At 39.5% G+C, this 15006-nt stretch carries 13 protein-coding genes and 1 pseudogene; 9 read left to right on the plus strand and 5 right to left on the minus strand.

From position 1 onward, the window contains the following. Both FJR06_RS20900 and aroC read left to right on the plus strand, forming a co-directional pair. A partial coding sequence (locus FJR06_RS20900; protein WP_168652196.1) for a zinc ribbon domain-containing protein occupies nt 1-358 on the plus strand: 358 nt, incomplete at its 5' end. A gap of 149 nt (nt 359-507) precedes the next feature. Next, nucleotides 508-1596, plus strand: a complete 1089-nt coding sequence (aroC, locus tag FJR06_RS20905) for a chorismate synthase (protein WP_015078528.1) — start codon at nt 508-510, stop codon at nt 1594-1596. Between the two features lie 145 nt (nt 1597-1741). Here aroC and prmC read toward each other — a convergent pair whose 3' ends face one another. The 3 genes from prmC to FJR06_RS20920 all read right to left on the minus strand — a co-directional run bounded on the left by prmC (nt 1742) and on the right by FJR06_RS20920 (nt 7385). Then, entirely contained in the window at nt 1742-2644 is a 903-nt protein-coding gene (prmC, locus tag FJR06_RS20910; protein ID WP_168652197.1) for a peptide chain release factor N(5)-glutamine methyltransferase, read from the minus strand. Between the two features lie 9 nt (nt 2645-2653). Next, nucleotides 2654-3454, minus strand: coding sequence for a Tic22 family protein (locus tag FJR06_RS20915; protein ID WP_168652198.1), 801 nt, complete (start codon nt 3452-3454; stop codon nt 2654-2656). 430 nt (nt 3455-3884) lie between these two features. Then, nucleotides 3885-7385, minus strand: coding sequence for a hypothetical protein (locus FJR06_RS20920; RefSeq protein ID WP_168652199.1), 3501 nt, complete (start codon nt 7383-7385; stop codon nt 3885-3887). A 309-nt stretch (nt 7386-7694) separates the two neighbouring features. Between FJR06_RS20920 and FJR06_RS20925 the strand changes: the two are divergent. The 3 genes and pseudogenes from FJR06_RS20925 to cobT form a co-directional block, all read left to right on the plus strand. Beyond that, a pseudogene (locus FJR06_RS20925) lies at nt 7695-7946 on the plus strand (helix-turn-helix domain-containing protein); the annotation flags it as partial. 158 nt (nt 7947-8104) lie between these two features. Next, nucleotides 8105-8815 (plus strand): DUF2232 domain-containing protein, encoded by a 711-nt coding sequence (locus tag FJR06_RS20930; protein WP_168652200.1) that lies wholly within the window; start codon nt 8105-8107, stop codon nt 8813-8815. A gap of 139 nt (nt 8816-8954) precedes the next feature. Further along, nucleotides 8955-10055: a nicotinate mononucleotide-dependent phosphoribosyltransferase CobT gene (gene cobT, locus FJR06_RS20935; RefSeq protein WP_168652201.1), complete on the plus strand. Its 1101-nt coding sequence runs from the start codon at nt 8955-8957 to the stop codon at nt 10053-10055. Here cobT and FJR06_RS20940 read toward each other — a convergent pair. Further along, the gene (locus tag FJR06_RS20940) at nt 10052-10399 is read right to left on the minus strand and encodes a hypothetical protein (protein WP_015078535.1); all 348 of its coding nucleotides are present in this window, start codon (nt 10397-10399) and stop codon (nt 10052-10054) included. The two genes, cobT and FJR06_RS20940, sit on opposite strands and share 4 nt — an antisense overlap. Before the next feature lie 241 nt (nt 10400-10640). Here FJR06_RS20940 and FJR06_RS20945 point away from each other — a divergent pair, with 241 nt between their 5' ends. The 4 genes from FJR06_RS20945 to FJR06_RS20960 all read left to right on the plus strand — a co-directional run bounded on the left by FJR06_RS20945 (nt 10641) and on the right by FJR06_RS20960 (nt 13804). Continuing rightward, nucleotides 10641-10856, plus strand: a complete 216-nt coding sequence (locus FJR06_RS20945) for a hypothetical protein (protein ID WP_041457601.1) — start codon at nt 10641-10643, stop codon at nt 10854-10856. Between the two features lie 557 nt (nt 10857-11413). Beyond that, the gene (locus tag FJR06_RS20950) at nt 11414-12622 is read left to right on the plus strand and encodes a NupC/NupG family nucleoside CNT transporter (RefSeq protein WP_168652202.1); all 1209 of its coding nucleotides are present in this window, start codon (nt 11414-11416) and stop codon (nt 12620-12622) included. 62 nt (nt 12623-12684) lie between these two features. Next, nucleotides 12685-13425 carry a phytochelatin synthase family protein gene (locus FJR06_RS20955; protein WP_168652203.1) on the plus strand — a complete coding sequence of 247 codons (741 nt, stop codon included), beginning with the start codon at nt 12685-12687 and terminating at the stop codon, nt 13423-13425. Between the two features lie 151 nt (nt 13426-13576). Next, nucleotides 13577-13804, plus strand: a complete 228-nt coding sequence (locus tag FJR06_RS20960; RefSeq protein ID WP_015078539.1) for a hypothetical protein — start codon at nt 13577-13579, stop codon at nt 13802-13804. On the opposite strand, the gene FJR06_RS20965 is transcribed toward FJR06_RS20960, so the two are convergent. Beyond that, nucleotides 13799-14959 (minus strand): AI-2E family transporter, encoded by a 1161-nt coding sequence (locus FJR06_RS20965; protein WP_015078540.1) that lies wholly within the window; start codon nt 14957-14959, stop codon nt 13799-13801. The genes FJR06_RS20960 and FJR06_RS20965 overlap by 6 nt on opposite strands. Nucleotides 14960-15006 lie beyond the last annotated feature (47 nt).

Raw genomic sequence — 15006 nt, forward strand, 5'->3', positions numbered from 1 at the left:
TGGTGGCTTATTTGTAGAAGTTCCTACAAAGAAGGTAAAACCATCTCAAACCTGTCCAAAATGCGGAAATCAAGAAAAGAAGAGTTTAGCCGCAAGAACTCATGTTTGCCATAACTGCGGATATACCCAACAGCGCGATATCGCCACCGCAGAAGTAATGCTACTTTGGTACTCAAATAATCTACAGGGGTTAGGAACTAGCCTCTTAGACGTAGATGATTCTAGCTCTACTTCAAACACCAGCGAACGCAAGAATGCTGGAAGTATGAAGCAACTAGGTCGTGCGAAGCGTCAAAAATCTCAGGCTCCGCTAGGGGATGTAGAAACCCCTGGCTCAAACGAAGTTAGCAAGGGGTAGTTCATCTGCCAGACTCAATTATTAACAGGTGACAGGGGACAAGGTGAGAGTCTTTAAGATAACTGATTATCATGGGGAATTTTTGATTTTTCCCAGGATCGCCCAACTCCATGTAAAATACATATTCCGGTCTGTATTTCCTGAATATCATGGGCAGCACTTTTGGTCATCTTTTCCGTATTACTACTTTTGGCGAATCTCACGGCGGCGGTGTGGGAGTTATTATTGATGGTTGTCCCCCACAACTGGAAATTTCTGCCGAAGAAATTCAATTTGAGTTAGATAGAAGACGACCAGGACAAAGTAAAATTACGACTCCTCGCAAAGAAGCGGACACCTGTGAGATTTTATCTGGGGTGTTTGAGGGGAAAACTCTGGGAACACCAATTGCCATTTTAGTCAGAAATAAAAATACTCGTCCCCAAGATTATGATGAAATGGCGCAAAAATATCGCCCTTCTCATGCGGATGCTACTTATGATGCTAAATATGGATTCAGAAATTGGCAAGGTGGTGGTAGGTCGTCGGCGCGTGAGACAATAGGTAGAGTAGCCGCAGGGGCGATCGCTAAAAAGATTTTACATCAAGTGGCAAATGTGGAAGTTATTGCTTATGTCAAGCGAATTAAGGATTTAGAAGGTGTTGTTGATCCGAATACCGTCAGTTTAGCAGATGTCGAAAGCAATATTGTCCGTTGTCCAGATGGCGAAACTGCTAATACCATGATTTCATTAATTGAACAAACCGGTCGAGATGGTAATTCCATCGGTGGTGTGGTTGAATGTGTGGTGCGGAATGTTCCCAAGGGTTTAGGCGAACCTGTTTTTGATAAATTAGAAGCAGATTTAGCAAAAGCGGTAATGTCATTACCAGCAAGTAAAGGTTTTGAAATCGGTTCTGGTTTTGACGGAACTTTGTTAACAGGTTTTGAACATAACGACGAATTTTATATTGATGAAAGTGGCGAAATTAGAACAGTAACTAACCGTTCGGGCGGAATTCAAGGGGGAATTTCCAACGGTGAAAATATTATTATCCGAGTGGCTTTTAAGCCGACGGCTACTATTAGAAAGGAACAAAAAACCGTAACTAAGGAAGGTGAAGAAACTCTTTTATCTGGGAAGGGAAGACATGATCCTTGTGTTTTACCCCGCGCTGTGCCAATGGTTGATGCTATGGTGGCTTTGGTTTTATGTGATCATTTATTAAGGCATTATGGGCAGTGTAAGGTGTTGTAGGCAGTGAGAATTTTATGGGGTGTTTATCTGGAATCCTCCTATTTAATGGCAAAATATTCTTTTTTCCAAAATCTTTTTTTGTCTCACGCAAAGTCGCAAAGAGGAATGCAAGGAGGAGAAATAGGTGGTTGCCATAGAATATTTTTTATTTGCAATTACAAGCCACTGCAAAACGTTTAATTCCGGCTAAATCAGCATGAATGGAAATATTGATATAATTACCATTATTTTCCAACAATTCCCGCACCATTTCTGCCTGTCCTGCCATCATTTCAATTAACCACAGCCCACCAGGACGCAAATAATTAGGGGAAATATCAATTAAATGACGAATATAGTCTAAACCATCTGCACCACCATCTAAGGCTAAATGAGGTTCATGGTTGACTACTTCTGGTTGTAAGGTCAGTACGGTATTACTGGGGATATAGGGCGGATTTGATATCATGCCGCTAAACTGACCTTTGAGGGATTCTAGGGGTTGCCACCAAGAACCTTGATAAAATTGAATCCGTTCCCGAAAACCTAAATCTTCAGCGTTGGTTTGAGCAATGGCTAAAGCGGCTGGACTGATATCTACAGCATGAATAGTGGCGGTTGTGAATGCTTCAGCTAATCCTAGGGCGATCGCCCCACTACCCGTTCCCAGGTCCACCCATTGACCTGCTTTGGCTTCACCGTTAGCAGCAGTTACGGCCAAATCAATCAATATTTCTGTTTCTGGTCTGGGAATTAAGACCGCAGGGGAAACTGTGAGTTGAAACTTCCGCCAAGCTGTCGTCCCTGCAATATACTGAACCGGTAAACGGTCATCTAATCGCCTTTGCCACAATTGCTCTAATTCTGTTAAGGACAATTTTATGGGGATTTGCTGCCATGTTTTGAAAGACTCCAAACGCAGTGCCAAGCGGTCTAAATTAGCTATTGTTAATAATAGCCAATCTACCTCCATTGGGGATATGTCCGAGGCTATAGCTGTTTGAATTGCGGTTTTTCGCCATTGCCAAAGTTCTAATCCAGAAACTACCTGTAGCTGTTGTTCTACCATACGTAAACTTTACTTTTGCGAAGGTTTATTATTCGGTAGAGTCTTTATATATTCCCTTGACATCATATATTCCCTTGACTCCGGAGATGGAACTAACAAAACTTGTTTTAACCAGTCATCATTTTTACTTTGTAAAGTTTTAATTACTTCATCTACAGCTATAACTTGAATGTCCGCTGTCCGATATTTCGGCTTCACTTGGGTTAATAAACCTTGTGCATCTTGTTTACTTAAAAATAGAGGAATGAGTTGCTGTTTTTCGGCTGCGGTTTGAATTGGCACATAACCCTTATCAGCACCAAATCTTACTGCAAATACAGGTAAACCCGAAAATTTATCTACCTTTTGACCACTTTGCCGCAGCAAGTCTAAGGCTCCCTGAATATCTCGATCTACAGGTTTAAAATCAAATATAAGGCGATTAGGCTGATTTTTGGTTTCTCGAATTTGCTGATAAATACTTCCCAGCGGTACTGCTGTTACTTGCAGAGTTTTCACAACTTCATCTAGTTTGGGATTTTTGTCCTTGACCTGTTGTAACTTCTTAATAAACTCTTGAGCCTCTTGACGACTCATATAAACTCTTGTCAACGAATCCCCATCTTTTTGACCATTTTGATTATTAGATAGGGAACGGCTTAAAGGTATACCTTTACCATTAGTAACTAAATAGACAGGCACTCCGTCTAATTTAGCCTTTATTTCTTGTTCTGGTAATGCCAATGCTGGGATATGAGGGACAAGTACCACCCCCAAAAATGTACTGCCAGCCAAACCCAATGTTAAGCTCCAACGAACTAATAATTTCATGATCACTCCTCCCGTCAATAATTTTATTAATGCCAGCAACTAGACAAATTGTGAGATTTATGCACCAATAACCAGTTTCAGTTATATCAATACCTTGTCCAAATCGAAAAAAGTCTTGATTTGTAGGTTGGGTTGACGTATGTTACCCAACATGAGCGTCGGGTTGTGATGATATTATCATCTCTAGAAACTGAATATACGCACTAAAGTTAGTTTATTTTTATTTTTACTTTGCTATTCATTTCCATGATCCCACCCAAAAGCCTGAAAACCCTATTATATGTCTTCTCTAGGAAGAAAGAAGATCCTGATGTTTTGCCATTGAGTCCTCTATTTAGAGACGCTCTAATTGTATCTAACGTTCCCAAAAGGTCAGTTGTCAGGAGGAAAAAAGAAGAAGTAAAATCCCCCTGCCCCCTGCTCCTCTGCCCTATACTTGACTATGTAAAAGGTAACTATATGGTTCTTCTAGGGATTGCACGGTACTAGATTTAATGGCATCTAAATAACGTAGTAATAACTGGACTTGTTGTAAATTGGGACGATAGGAGAGATTGCCTTGCTTTTCAAATAGTGGTGGAGAGTTTATGCCTGCTTTGAGGGAATCAATTGCTTTGTAGTCGAGATTTTCCTGGGAGTGATGGGTCAGCCAAAGGTAATCTGAAGCCGCAGGAATTAAGCCTGGTGGTAGTTCACCTTCTAGGAAAGCCAATAACCGCTGTTGACAGATACGGGTATTGATACCACGACTTTCAAATAATTGCAAGACTTCACCAAAGGTTAAAGAACGGTTGGGCAATAGTTTTAGCAATTCAGAGAATAGGAAATAATCTGTGTATTGTTGTTTAGGTATGTCTAAAACTTGGGGATGCAACGGTAACATAGTTAAACCTAATGCAACTCGACTGCAATTAGGAGCGCCGTTTTCACCAAGGTATAAGTCCTGAATAATTTTGGCATTAGGCAATTTTTGCCGTAACCAACGGTTAATAGTGCCGACGGAAGCCACACCACCGCTGAGGACAGCTTGATTAATAGCTTCGGTGGGAATACCACGGGCTACTAATAATTTGTTAAGCTCTCGATTGAGACGACGGACAAAGGGGACAAAGACTTGACTTTCTAAATCTCGGCGCTGTAATACCCAACGTTGGTCGGCGAATTCTAGGGTAAAGGTTTCTTGGTGCTGTAAAATTAACTTTAATGCCAATGCTGCATCTAATAAGGCTTGTCCCAGGAGAGAACTTTCTAGACGTTGCTGGAGACGAATCCGTGCTTGTGTATCTGGTTCTCCAACTTTGGGTAGTACCAGTCCTTCTAAACCCAAATTAGAGAATTGCATTTGGTCTAAACCGGGAATTGAGGGTTGCCAATGCCAAGGATTAGCATTCGCTTCTTCATGATGAAATTGCCCAGGTTGGCGAAGTTGGCGGGATTTTGGTGGTAATAGTAACTGACAAATAATATCCTGTTCAATGCCTTTACCAGAGTAGGCAAAATTGTGGAGCATGAAGTTTTTATGTACCAATTCTTCCAGATTTGCTGGTATATCTACCAAGGTCATTTCTACTAGGGTTGCCCCAATATTAATTGCTAAAGTGTTACCTACCAGGAGATAATTGCTAGTTTTTAAAGCCCGTAAACCCTGCTTTTCGCTGATTTGGATAGATTGACCATTGGCACTGTCTAATTCTGGCAGTAAACTGGCGATCGCTTCTTCCACAAAAAAGACTTGTTGAGGATGAGAGATAAGTTCGCTAGTCACAATCGCTTCTCGAACGTTAAAGCGATATTGTTCGGTCCAACTGGAAGGACAAGTACAGATGACACCAGCGATATTCTTAATTACCTTGGAAAAAGTTGGTATATTCATTCCCACAGCATTAGCAATTAAAGCTGGTGTGGTACTAGTTTGACTAGCTCTGAGAGTTGATAGTAGCTTAGAGAGCGATCGCACTACCCAAATCAATGGACCTGCGGAAAACTCATTTAATTGCAGCATTGGTTCCCATTTTTGTCGTTCTTGCTGGTAGGGAACTGCTATTTGTAAATAAGGCTTTAACTGTGCTGAATAAAGATGAGGGGAAGATTCTGATTGTCCATTTTTCACCTGATGAGAAGTTGAATTTGTCGGTAAATAAACTTCTGCTGGTAACCGGAATGATTGCTGAAAAGAAGCATCACCACTTTGATTTTCTGCTGACCAATAAATTGGATAAACTACCAATTTAGAGTGATTTAATAAAGCCGCAGAAATTCCTGTCGTGCCAATATCAATTCCTAAATACCAAGTCGTATTTAAATTATCCTCTGGGACAAGATGATTATTTTCATCATTGGGAATTGAGGGTTGAGGACTGGTAATTGGAGTTTGCTCACTGGTAATTAAAGCTTGAGAAAAATCTTCTTTTTCTGCTTCTATATATGTCTGAGTTGTCAAACTTAAATCTACTTCCTGACAGTTATCTAAAGCTATATCCTGATTTTCGGGTTCTATGTGGGAATTATCTGATTGATTGATAACTGTTATTGGTACTTGTTCATGAGTCGTATCTACTAACAAATCAGTCAGAACTGTAATTGTATCCACAGAATTTGGTTCTGCTAACGTAGTGCTGTCAGCTAGACTAGAAACTATCGAACTGTTAATTTCTAATGCTGATAAATCATGATTAACCACTTCAGAAGCAATGGATAAACTTTCATCTTCCTTCAGCAAAATATCAGGAGAAAATGAGAAACTTAGCGGTGAAGAAATTTCAGTATTAAAGAAACTGGCATAAAGTTCAGCTACTTCATCAGTATTTGTTAATTGTAAATCTTTTGCAGATTGTGTTGGCTCTTGTAACAACTCTGTATCCAGATCAATTGGCAATATTTCCGCAGCAGGAAGTTCTACAAGTACATCTTCTGAAGGTGTTAATTGTTCAACAACCGTGGACTCAGCTAATAATGGTGATGCCGCAGTCGGAAGTTCTGTAGATACATTTTCTGAAGGTGTTAATTGTTCAACAACAGAGGACTCAGTTAATAATGGTGATGCCGAAACTATTTCAGTGTTGACATCAGAAATAGAAGACTCATTAATCAAGACTTGTTGTTGTAAATATTGAGTCAAATTATTGAGAAACTTCGCCATCAATTGTTCACCTTGCATCCCCTCATTGTGCATTTTAGCTAATGCTTGGGATAAGGATTGATAATAGGCGTTAATATTCCGTTCTAGGGCTTCAAAAATAGTATTAACAGTTCCATCTAGAGACAGTAAGTGTTGATCTAAATTCCGAGCCAAATTTGCCAACTGTTCTACCCGTTCTGCTGATTCTAAAATAGGTTGAATGGCAGAAGTAATTGCTTCTAAATTCTGTAAATCAGGGTTAATTATTACCGCAGAATTTGATTTTAGATGTGGCACTAAACGACCCATGAGGACTTCTAAAAATTCAGAAATCATTTCGTCTTGGTTCGCTAACTGCTGACTTAATGAATGGTTTTGCAGTCGCTTTTGCTCTAGTTGCCTAATTTCCTGAATCAAATCGGCTCTTTCTGCTAACAGCCTGGATAATTCCGCTTGTAAAGGCTGAATTAAGACCATCAATTCTTGTTTGATTTGTCCTGTTTCAATACTACTAAGCTCTGGTTGATGCGAACCAGACTCAAATACAGATGGAACATTAACCTCTTGGTTAAATTGTGTCAAGAGAGATGAAAATTTTGGTGTGGGAAGTGGGTTTGTAGTTTCCGGTAGGACATCATCTTTTGATACTTCCTCCTCACTCAGTCGCACCAAGAAGTTATGCACTCGTTGTAAAACGTCTTTTTCCTGTTGTCCTTGGTTAGACAGGAACTTAGAAATGCCTTTAGCTGTGTGAGACAGTAAGTGATCAATATCTGCAATTAGTTGGTGAATTTCATCAATATGGGAAGTCACGTTAAATTACCTTAGTTAAAAATGTACAAAATTTTAGAAGATTCAGGTTTAGGTAGTTTTTAAGCGCAGAGCGCAGTCTACGCGATTGCGTGGTGTTATTCATCCACTCTCGTGAGGGATACAGGAAAATCAAATAATACTTCTAAGTAGGTTGGCGTTAAAAATTGTCGTTATGACAAGGGAACAGGGAACTCTTAACTGGGAACAGGGAACTTAAACATGAGTTTTTCCTGTTCCCTCTGAAATTTTTATAACATAGTTGGTGTAATCTCAGACAATCTCTATTAAAGGTGGTTGTAATTTAATGGGTTGCGACAAGTTAACAGAAAATTGCAGTTACGGGAATCAGATAGTCAGTCACGGGTGGCGGATACGTTGCTATTTTTGGCAGAGGGGCAAAGCAAACAAGAGAATACAGGCACGGAAATTCCTAATTTACCCCACCGCGAGTTAAGTAGTTTAAGCGGATTGGCACGGGAAACTGTGACAAGAGTGCTGAGAAAATTAGAAAAAAAGGGTTTAATTGTAAGAGATTATACTCAAAACGGCTTGATTGTTTGATTCTAAACGTAGGGGTTTAGCACTGCTAAACCCCTACACATCTGGGTTCTTTGTCATTTGGCAAAAGTTTAAATCTCACCCGTGTTTAGTATAAGATAGAATTCATATTCCCGATTGGTCAGCTTTGGAAAAAACCATCGTTTAATTTAGTTGCCTGCATGAGTATTGTTGATTTGCTCCCAGAAGAACCAGAGAAAGATTCATCTCCTGAATCTCTTCCCCAAATTCAATTACAGTACCAACCTCTTAAAGTTGAGAGTACCTTGAGGATGGTGGAAACGGCTTTTTTAGCAAGTACGGCGAGTTTAATTTGGTTTATTAATTTTTATTTTCCTTTGGGTCCTGTATTGCGGGTATTTTTTCCTATCCCTATTGCTTTGGTTTATTTACGTTGGGGTAAACGGGCAGCTTGGATGGCAGCAGTGACTTCTGGGTTGCTGTTGTCTGTGTTGATGGGTCCAGTCCGCAGTTTGTTATTTGTCATGCCTTTTGGCTTGATGGGTGTGCTATTGGGGGTGACTTGGTATCGTCGTGTCCCCTGGATTGTTTCGATGACTTTAGGGACGTTATTGGGGACTATGGGGGTGTTTTTTCGGCTGTGGTTTTTGTCTGTGCTATCGGGGGAAGATTTGTGGGTTTATGTGATTAACCAAGTGACAGAAATTATTGAATGGATTTTTTTAAAGTTGGAATTGTTAATGACTCCCAATTTATTATTAATTCAATTAGGAGCGATCGCTTTCATTGTTCTTAATAATTTTATTTACTTGTTTATAGTCCATCTTACTGCTTTGTTACTTTTGGATCGCTTAGGAAATCCCATTCCCCGTCCACCTCATTGGTTGCAAGTGTTGATGGATTATGAGTAGTCCTAACTATGATTTTTTTGATTAATTTGATGAAGATGATTAATTGTAAAAGTCATAACTATGATTTTTTTGATTAATTTGATAAAGATGATTAATTAATCAGGAAAATCAGAAAAATCAGAAAAATCACAGTTTAGATATGATTAATATTTACACACAAGTTCCCCAGGGCAAAGCATGGCTTCATCGTTATCGGGGTAAATTACCGATATTTGCCTGTATTTTGGGATTTACAGAAACGGGTTTAATTCCTGGTATTTCTGCCGCTGGGTTGACTCCACAGGATCGCCAATATACGGCTTGTGCTGATGGAGAATTTCTCTATTACGGTGCTGAACATCAACCCAAGTACCCTCTCCCTCCTTTGACTTCCGGGGCTTCTCCTGTGCTGATTTCGCGGGCGGTGGTGGCTAATTTAAATATCCCTGTGTACTTGTTTAATGCGGGATTACCCCATACTCCACCTGTACCATTAATTGATTTGGGTGGTGCGCCGGCGAAGTGTTTAAGTCAGGGTACAGCTATGGATATAGATACTGTCAAACATTTATTAGTACAAGGATTGCGTTGGGGTGATCAATTAAGTTCTGAATTAAGTTCTCATGGGTATTTAATTCTCAGCGAGTGCGTTGTCGGTGGCACAACAACAGCCTTGGCAATTTTAACTGGTTTGGGCATTGATGCTGTTGGTAAAGTTAATAGTAGCCATCCTGTGTGTAATCACGGACAGAAATGGGATTTGGTGCAAGCGGGATTGGCAAAAATGCCCCCGTCAGTTGATCCTTTAGAACTGGTGGCCGCAGTAGGTGATCCCATGCAGGTGGTAGTAGCAGGAATGGCGATCGCCGCGAGTCGGAGTTGTGGGGTATTATTGGGTGGAGGTACACAAATGTTAGCAGTTTATGCTTTAATTCAAGCGATCGCTTACACATATTCTTTATCTTGGCAACCCGCAGAAATTGTCATCGGCACAACCCGTTGGGTAGCAGAAGATCCCACAGGTGCAACAGTTGATTTAGCCCAAAGTTTACACAAAAATAGCATCCCTCCCTTGTTAGCTACACAATTGAGTTTTGCTAATTCTCGATATCCTCAACTTCAAGCTTATGAACGGGGTTTTGTCAAAGAAGGTATTGGTGCTGGTGCGGCTTGTATCGCTGCCTCTTTAAGTCAAAATTGGCAACAAAATCAATTATTAGCAGCTATTGAAGCCCAACTTGAAGAAATTAGCCGCAATTAATAAGCTCTCTGTCTGAGTAACTGTTCTTCCAAAGCAGCAATCCGATGATATGCAGCGGTTAACTGAGCTGTTAGCCGTTGAATTTGGATTTCTGGTGTTATTTGTTTATCTGTCGTCTGATAATTCATTTCTACAATACCATCTGACAAAATATCTTTATGCTTCAATTCTTTTAACTCAGGCACTGGCTGTTTCTTTTCTAGATAATGTTCTATGACTGGTAACTTATCTAAAGATGAATCTGACAAAGCTTGAGATAGCCGCATATCAAGCCTTTCAATCACTTCATAGATAGCATCAACTTTCTGGCTCAATGTGAGAATTTGTTTTTCTAAAGATTCCATTTAATACCTGCACCAAAAAATATTGTCTCTATGTTATTCACTTTACTGAGGATCTTCGATATACTTATGGATTATTTAACTTTTCATCTTGTTTCAATACCTTAGCCATTTTTTGCAGGTTGGGTTAAGTGACAGCGCAACCCAGCGCTCATGTTGGATTTCATGCTGATTGCTTGGCCTTCACGCAGTGTCCCGCAGGGATACGTTTACGTTCCACAACCCAACCTTGTATCTTAGAGGTATGTTAGAAGAAGTGGTAGATGATCCAGCAAAATTTTTACTGGCGGGTCATCGAGGTGGCGGTAAAACTACTGAACTGCGACGATTAGAACAAAAATTAGGAAATACACATACTGTTATTTGGATAGATACCCAAACAGCCCTAGATAGATATAACATTGGCTATGCTGAAGTTGTAGGTTTTGATTGGTTTGCAAATTGCACAGCAAGCTATTAAAGCAAAAACAGCCTGATAATCAAGTTATTGCTCATCAGTTTTTAACTCAGAGTTTGCAAATCTATCAAGATTTAGATTTACAGAAACAAGCTGGAGAGATAAGCATGATATTGGGTAATGTATAATTCATTACTTATGATTATCAATAGACATCTGGTGAGAATTAAACGTGCGTGGTTTGAAACCCTTGTAGAGATGTTCCATGGAACGTCTCTACAGTTCCCAAAACACAGATACCCCCAGTTCATTTTGTTGTGAACCAGAGGTATCTCATAATTGGTAGACTATAAATCTTTCGGTATACTGAAGTTGAAACCAATATACACTCTTTATTCCCATTTGCATAGTTCTGTAATAACAATTTATTTAAGTTTTGTATACTTTTAATTATTTCTTTATATTTAAGATTAATTAAGCCAGCAAATATCCTGTTTTTCTTCCCTTGCACTAGCAGCATTTTGGTGATAAATACCGCCTAAATCAGCTAATTCGGCACTTAATGATCGGAAATTAAGTTATTCTGAAGCTTATTTGCAAAAAATATGGAAACATTGAATATGGAACGCACTATTTCATTTTTAGGCATTTGTGTTTTCATCAGTATATGCTACGTCCTGTCCGTGAGTCGTCAAGCTGTGCGTTGGCGGACAGTCGCCTGGGGATTGGGGTTAGAATTTATTTTGGCTATAGTCATTCTCAAGACCCCTTGGGGTTTGAACTTATTTAAATCCTTGGGAAATATCGTTGGTAACTTTTTAGCTTTTTCTGATGTTGGTGCAAAATTCGTCTTTGGTGAAAACTTCAAAGATCATCTGTTTGCTTTTGAAATTCTCCCCACAATTATCTTTTTCTCATCATTTATCAGTATTCTTTATTACTATGGCATTTTGCAAAGAGTTGTCAATGCCCTAGCATGGTTGATGATGAAAACCATGAAAACATCAGGTTCTGAATCTTTGTCCTGTGCGGGAAATATCTTCTTGGGACCAACAGAAGCAGCACTCATGGTCAAACCTTACCTAGCAAACATGACAAAATCTGAATTGCACGCCGTCATGACTGGTGGTTTTGCTACCATTGCCGGGGGTGTACTAGGTGCTTATTTGTCCTTTGGAATTCCGCCAGAACATTTAATTGCGGCTTTTTTCATGACTTCCCCTGTTTCTCTAATAGTATCTAAAATCATGTATCCAGAAACAGAAGTATCGGAAACTACTGGAACAGTGAATATAGAGATCAAAAGTAATTATGTTAATGTTCTTGATGCTGCGACTTCTGGGGCAATTGATGGCGTAAAATTAGCGGTTAATGTTGGAGTCATAATAATTGCTTTTTTGAGTTTATTAGCCGCTGTGAATGCCAGTTTAAGTTGGTTGGGGAGTTTGGCAGGTTATCCGCAATTATCTTTAGAAGGGATGTTATCTTTAATTATGTTTCCCGTAGCTTGGTTGATGGGTATACCTTGGGCTGACTGTGGACAAGTTGGGGCATTATTAGGTAAAAAGACGATTCTTAATGAATTTATCGCCTATTTGGATTTAGGAGAAATGATTAAGAAACAAGAAATTTCTCAACGTTCAGCAATTATTGCCACTTACGCTTTGTGTAATTTTGCTAATATTGGCTCAATTGGCATTACTATTGGGGGGATGACAGGAATAGCACCCAACCGCCAACAAGACTTAGCCCGTATGGGTGTAAGAACTATGATTGGTGGATTATTAGCGGGTTTTATCACTGCGGGAATTGCGGGGATTTTGATTTAATAATATAAAATGATGCCTTGCTGTTGTCCTAAAAATAATTTAAATCAGGTTGAAAATAAACTATGAAATTGGCAGCAATCAATCCTATCAAAACATCAATTAGAGTTATAATTTTAGGCATTTGTTTAGCGAAAGGAAATGTTTTTGCTCAAACATTATCACTTTCCCCTAACTTGATTGGTTTTGATACTCCTGAAGGTGAAACATTATTAATTGCTAGTAAATCAAAAAGTGATTTTTTCCCATTAAGTACACAATTTGTCACCCAAATTAATCAGGCATATTGTGGAGTTGCTAGTATGGTGATGGTGCTAAATAGCTTGAAAATTCCTGCACCAGAAGCACCACAATATAAACCATTTCGAGTATTTACCCAAGATAACTTTTTTAGTAATGAAAAAACTAGAAAAGTCGTAAATTCTGAAGTTGTTTCCCGTCAAGGTATGACTTTAGATCAGTTAGGAGGATTATTGGAAAGTTATGATGTGCAAGTTAAGGTGTATCATGCTGGTGGGATAAATTTAGCAGAGTTTCGCAAGTTAGCAGCAGAGAATGTAAAGCAACCAGGAAATTTTATTATTATTAACTATTTACGTCAGGAAATTGGTCAAGAACGAGGTGGACATATTTCGCCTTTAGCTGCATATAACGAGTTAACCGATAGATTTTTAATTATGGATGTTTCGCGCTATAAATATCCACCTGTTTGGGTGAAAACAGCAGATTTATGGAAGGCAATGAATACTGTTGATTCAACAGCAGCCAAGACGCGGGGGTTTGTATTTGTGAGTAAGAATAATTGATGTTTATCTACAGGGAACAGGGAACAGTTGTTACCAAAACTGTAACGATTGAGGATTTATGAATCTGTGGATGAGATAGTGAACAATTAGTAGATTAGCAACGTCTTTTGCAATAGACACCCGAAAATCTGGAGTAATTGAGGAAATAATTATGAATTCTATCACAACCAATTTTCTGCAACGACGTTATGGGGTAAGTTTGGGCAGACGTTATGTTTTAGCAGCCGCTAGTGTTATGCTATTAGGTGCGTTTGCTTATTCCTCGATAGATAACAGCAATAACGTTTTTACTAGATCTTATCTACCCAATACAGAACTAGGCTTTTTACCAGAAAGTCTAAAGACACGCTCGTTTCCCACTTACCGCGAGGTCTTATGAAACACTCAAGGAATTATTGGTTTCTACTTTTGGAGATGCTTCTGGTGTCATAGGTGTGGCTATATCATCCAGAGAAGAGTCTTCTGGATCAAGACTCAGTGCTGAGGGGCGAATAGCACTGATGATGCTTTTAATAACCACAGCGCAGGGGACAGCCACGATTACTCCTAAAAGTCCGCCAATTCTCGCTCCAGTTAAGACAGAAATTAAAATCCAAACGGGGTTTAAACCCGTAAAACTGCCTAAAATTCGGGGTGCAATCAGATTTTCGAGAATTTGCTGCACGATTACGGCAGCTATTAAGACCCTCACCCCCATAGAAACATCTTGGAGTGAAACCAAAGAAGTTGTCAAAGCGATACCCACAGAACCGCCAAAGGGGATAAGTGCCATGACTCCAATAGTTAACCCAAATAATAGACCAAAGGGAACTTTCAGCCATAAAAAGGTAGGAATCAGCGCGGAAGCCATGCAGGTTGATAAAATTAATTGGGTGATAAAAAAGTTTTGAAAGCTTAAACGGACTGTTTTGGAAAAGGGAGCGCGAAATTTAGAAGGTAGCCATTCTACTAAACTTTGCCAAAGTTCACCGCCATGCTGTAATAAATAAAACGTTAATACCATTGTTAGTAGGAAATCCAACAAACTGGTAACAGTGATCACGGCTAGATTTAGCACCTGTCCAGCTATGGACTGTAATTGTCCTTTGACGCGATCATTGATTTGGGCGGCTAAAGCATCTAAGTTAATGGGTAAACCTACACTTTCTGCCTTGCCATTGAGTATCATTAATTGTGAACGTCCTGAATCAATTAAGTCTGGTAAACGCGCCACCAGTTGTTGGGCTTGAGTCAGGGCGAGAGGAAACAGGGTGACACCTAGAGCTAATAAAATGGATAATGCTAACAAAAATACGAGGATGGCTACTTGCTCTCGTTTTGCTCCGTGATTTTCCATCCAACTTACGGGATAGTTGAGTAAAAATGCTATTACCGAAGCTCCGACTAAAATAACGATCAGGGAGTGAAAATAATTGAAAATTGCGGCAATAGCCCAACCATTGAGAACTAATAACGGTGCAAGTAGCGCGATCGCTAAGTATCTCGCTATAGGTGTCAATGTTTGCCACCAATTGAGTAGCTTACGTGTTTGCATTTTTAGGTAATTACACTATAGAACTAAATTGATTTCTTCTTGACAAA

It is taken from the genome of Dolichospermum sp. UHCC 0352 (assembly GCF_009711925.1).
In the GTDB taxonomy this organism is placed as follows: Bacteria; Cyanobacteriota; Cyanobacteriia; order Cyanobacteriales; family Nostocaceae; genus Dolichospermum; species Dolichospermum lemmermannii.

Bases quoted from the DNA above. Each gene is read 5' to 3' on its own strand.
- aroC (WP_015078528.1), top strand. From the start codon at position 508: ATGGGCAGCACTTTTGGTCATCTTTTCCGTATTACTACTTTTGGCGAA.
- prmC (WP_168652197.1), bottom strand. From the start codon at position 2,644: ATGGTAGAACAACAGCTACAGGTAGTTTCTGGATTAGAACTTTGGCAA.
- FJR06_RS20915 (WP_168652198.1), bottom strand. From the start codon at position 3,454: ATGAAATTATTAGTTCGTTGGAGCTTAACATTGGGTTTGGCTGGCAGT.
- FJR06_RS20930 (WP_168652200.1), top strand. From the start codon at position 8,105: ATGAGTATTGTTGATTTGCTCCCAGAAGAACCAGAGAAAGATTCATCT.
- cobT (WP_168652201.1), top strand. From the start codon at position 8,955: ATGATTAATATTTACACACAAGTTCCCCAGGGCAAAGCATGGCTTCAT.
- FJR06_RS20940 (WP_015078535.1), bottom strand. From the start codon at position 10,399: ATGGAATCTTTAGAAAAACAAATTCTCACATTGAGCCAGAAAGTTGAT.
- FJR06_RS20945 (WP_041457601.1), top strand. From the start codon at position 10,641: ATGTTAGAAGAAGTGGTAGATGATCCAGCAAAATTTTTACTGGCGGGT.
- FJR06_RS20950 (WP_168652202.1), top strand. From the start codon at position 11,414: ATGGAACGCACTATTTCATTTTTAGGCATTTGTGTTTTCATCAGTATA.
- FJR06_RS20955 (WP_168652203.1), top strand. From the start codon at position 12,685: ATGAAATTGGCAGCAATCAATCCTATCAAAACATCAATTAGAGTTATA.
- FJR06_RS20960 (WP_015078539.1), top strand. From the start codon at position 13,577: ATGAATTCTATCACAACCAATTTTCTGCAACGACGTTATGGGGTAAGT.
- FJR06_RS20965 (WP_015078540.1), bottom strand. From the start codon at position 14,959: ATGCAAACACGTAAGCTACTCAATTGGTGGCAAACATTGACACCTATA.